The sequence below is a fragment of the Candidatus Aquicultor sp. genome (genome assembly GCF_054640775.1).
Map to the genome: position 1 here is coordinate 1 of NZ_JBTSLF010000289.1, position 2868 is coordinate 2868.

Below are 2868 nucleotides of genomic sequence, written 5' to 3' on the forward strand. Positions count from 1 at the left end.
CATGGGATGTGTCGCGGGAGGGGCCTGGAACTGTGACGCCTGCCGCTCGGCCTCCACCACCTCGAGCCGCGACCTCAGACTGGCGTTCTCCGCCAGGAGGCGAGCGCATTCTTCGCGCAGATCCGTTATCTCGGTGCTATCGCCATTGGGGTCGCCCATGGTGGTAGTGTCTCAGCTCGGCGGGCGAATCGGAACTCACTTCATCTCATCACTCCGGCAGCTAACGAGTCGCTGCACTTCGAGCCGCAAGTTCGAGAGCTGTCTAGTTAGGCCCACCAACGTTGTCGATCCGGCAACGTTCTCCCGGTAGATGGTGCACTTCTGATGTCCGGTCGCCTCCCCGATCGCCCCTCCACGCTGTAACCACAGACCGGATGCGGCCCGAGCTGACGTACAATACGGACGCCAGAGGTCACAAGCCCTTGCGAACGAAGAGGAGGTGCGGCGTGAGTCTGCAGATCGATATCGACGCAGAGGGACTGGCTGCCTTCTGCCGGCGCAGCGGCATCCTTCGCCTCTCCTTCTTCGGCTCCGTCCTGGGTGAGGACTTCGGTCCCGAGAGCGACATCGACGTGCTGGTCGAGTTCGCCCCCGATGCCGGGATCGGCCTCTTTGAGTTCGTCGGTCTGCAGCGCGAGCTCGGCGAGCTCCTCGGACGCGACGTCGACCTGCACACGCCGGCCAGCCTCAGCCACTTCTTCCGCGAGGACGTCGTGGACTCGGCTGAGGTGGCCTATGCCGCATAGGCGGGACAGTGTCTTCATCGCGCAGATGGTGGAGGCCGCCGAGGCCGCGCTCGAGTTCAGCGACGGGCACACTGCGGAGAGCTTCGCCGCCGATCGCCTCGTCGGCTACGCCGTGGTGCGCGCCATCCAGCTCATCGGTCAGGCGGCGCGTGGCGTCTCGGGGGAGTTGCAAGCGGCCCACCCGGAGATTCCCTGGCGCGAGATGATCGGCATGCGCAACGTCGTGGTGCATGACTACGCCGACGTCGATCTGGCGCTCGTCTGGAAGACGGTGCGCGAGGACCTTCCGGGACTGATCGGGCGGCTGAACGCGATACTCGAAGATGGCAGCGCCTCCTAAGCCGCTGGGCGCGGACCTGCACCCGACGACTCCCCCAGGCTGGAGAGTTCCTGGGTAAGGTGGAGAACGACCTCTCGAAGGTTCGAAAGCTGTCCACTTAGGTCCACCACGTTGTCATTTCGACAACGTTTCTCCTTGCAAGCGGCCAACTTCAGCCTACCCGGTCGCCTACCCGATCGCTGTCCCGTATGTCCGTGCGTCAGTTGCGCACGGCAGTACGCCCAGAGACGCGCCGATGCCCAAGGTCACGAGCGCCAATCGCCAGGGGAACCACGCCGGCGTTTCTGGCGGCTTCCGTGGACCGCGGGTTGATCCGAGCATAGTGGTACAGTCATCTGCGCGAGTTGGGGTTGCTCTTGCCGGGCACACGCAGATCATTCCTGGTCAGGATGACCAGCGCGTCCTGCAGCAAGCCGCTTGGCGCGGCTGCAGATTCCTGGGTAGCATTGGCTCGGAGGTTCGGAATGGACGTTGTGCTTGAGAGTAACCGTGACGCCATCGCTGAGTTGTGCACTCGCTATGGGGTCGTTCGCATGGACGTCTTCGGCTCCGTCTTGCGCGACGAGTTCCGCCCGGGCGAGAGCGACGTGGACCTGCTCGTCGAGTTCGCCCCCCGGGATCCCTACGAGCTCGCCAAGGCCTATTTCGACATGCTCGATGAGCTGCGGAGGCTCCTCGACGTCGCGGTCGATCTCGTCATGGTCGGTGCGGTTAAGAACCGCTACATCGCGCATGACATCGAGCGCACGAAGCAGCTGTTCTATGCCGCGTAGCGCACTCGCGTATCTCTCGGACATCGTCGAGGCTTGTGATGCCGTCGCGGTCGCGCTCGACGGTGTCGACTTGCCGGGGTATGAAGTCAATCGAACGCTGCGTTCGGCAGTCGAGCGCGAGTTCACGATCATCGGCGAGGCCGTCAACTCAATGTCGCGACTCGACCCGGAACTCGCCGCCCGCGTCTCGCACGCCCGCATGATTGTCGGCTTTCGCAATCAGCTCGTGCACGACTACGCCGCCATCATCGACGCGACCGTCTGGGCGATCGCAAAGAACGACGCGCCTGTCTTGCGGCGCGAGTGCGATGTGTTGATCGATGAGTTGCGCGGGGCGCCCTGACAAGCAGTCACGTTTCGAGTTCAGCGAGGGCCGGGCCAGACGGCGTCCACTTGGTGACGCTCGCCTACTGTTTCTTACCGGAACCGTCGTGAAGATCGCTGAACAGGCGTTTGACCGCCTCCCGAAGGTTCGAAAGCTGTCCACTTAGGCCCACCACGTTGTCATTTCGACAACGTTTCTCTCTGCAAATTGCAGAAGTCAGCCCCACCGGTCGCCTACCGATCGCTCATGGCATCTTCACGACGCCAGTCCTCATTGGTGGCTGCGCGGAGTCTCCTCACACCAAGGCTATCGATGGGCGGCACGTCATGCCGCGAGCGCGGCCAAGCGCCTACAGGCGCGGAAACGAGAAGCCGCCCTCAGCGACGAAGCAGGGGAAGGAAGATCGTGTCGACGATCTCTACAAGAGCCGCTTCGGTCATCGGCGCGAGGGTCATGGTCATCTCGTGGTGGACGAGATCGATCGGCAGCCGGGCGATCCGCGGGGTGATGTGATCGGTGTCGATCTCGCCACGGTCGACTGCCCGGCGAAGAAACTGCTCCATGATCTCGCTATTGCCGCCTGGGATACGCTCGCGGAGCGCCGCCGGGGTGAGACCGGTTTCTTGGTAGTACTCCGCCTGCAGCACGCCGATCACCCCGGCAAGTTCGACGTTGCGTTCTGAG

At 63.5% G+C, this 2868-nt stretch carries 6 protein-coding genes; 4 read left to right on the top strand and 2 right to left on the bottom strand.

What is annotated here, in order from left to right:
* The first annotated feature begins 446 nt into the window (after nt 1-446).
* Together ACYC56_RS14280 and ACYC56_RS14285 are read left to right on the top strand one after the other, a co-directional pair.
* Nucleotides 447-746: a nucleotidyltransferase family protein gene (locus ACYC56_RS14280; protein WP_461374840.1), complete on the top strand. Its 300-nt coding sequence runs from the start codon at nt 447-449 to the stop codon at nt 744-746.
* Nucleotides 736-1086, top strand: a complete 351-nt coding sequence (locus ACYC56_RS14285) for a HepT-like ribonuclease domain-containing protein (protein WP_461374841.1) — start codon at nt 736-738, stop codon at nt 1084-1086. The genes ACYC56_RS14280 and ACYC56_RS14285 overlap by 11 nt, the downstream gene beginning before the upstream one ends.
* A 331-nt stretch (nt 1087-1417) precedes the next feature.
* Here the strand turns inward: ACYC56_RS14285 and ACYC56_RS14290 are convergent, their stop codons facing one another.
* Complete coding sequence (locus ACYC56_RS14290; RefSeq protein WP_461374842.1) at nt 1418-1585, bottom strand: hypothetical protein; 168 nt, start codon at nt 1583-1585, stop codon at nt 1418-1420.
* 34 nt (nt 1586-1619) lie between these two features.
* Here ACYC56_RS14290 and ACYC56_RS14295 point away from each other — a divergent pair, with 34 nt between their 5' ends.
* Together ACYC56_RS14295 and ACYC56_RS14300 are read left to right on the top strand one after the other, a co-directional pair.
* On the top strand, nt 1620-1859 hold the full coding sequence (locus ACYC56_RS14295; protein ID WP_461374843.1) for a nucleotidyltransferase family protein: 240 nt from the start codon (nt 1620-1622) through the stop codon (nt 1857-1859).
* A complete protein-coding gene (locus ACYC56_RS14300) occupies nt 1849-2202 on the top strand; it encodes a HepT-like ribonuclease domain-containing protein (protein ID WP_461374844.1) in 354 nt (117 codons plus the stop codon). Before ACYC56_RS14295 ends, ACYC56_RS14300 begins: the two co-directional genes overlap by 11 nt.
* 359 nt (nt 2203-2561) lie before the next feature.
* Here the strand turns inward: ACYC56_RS14300 and ACYC56_RS14305 are convergent.
* Nucleotides 2562-2868 (bottom strand): TetR-like C-terminal domain-containing protein (locus ACYC56_RS14305; RefSeq protein WP_461374845.1); only part of this gene is annotated, 307 nt, incomplete at its 5' end.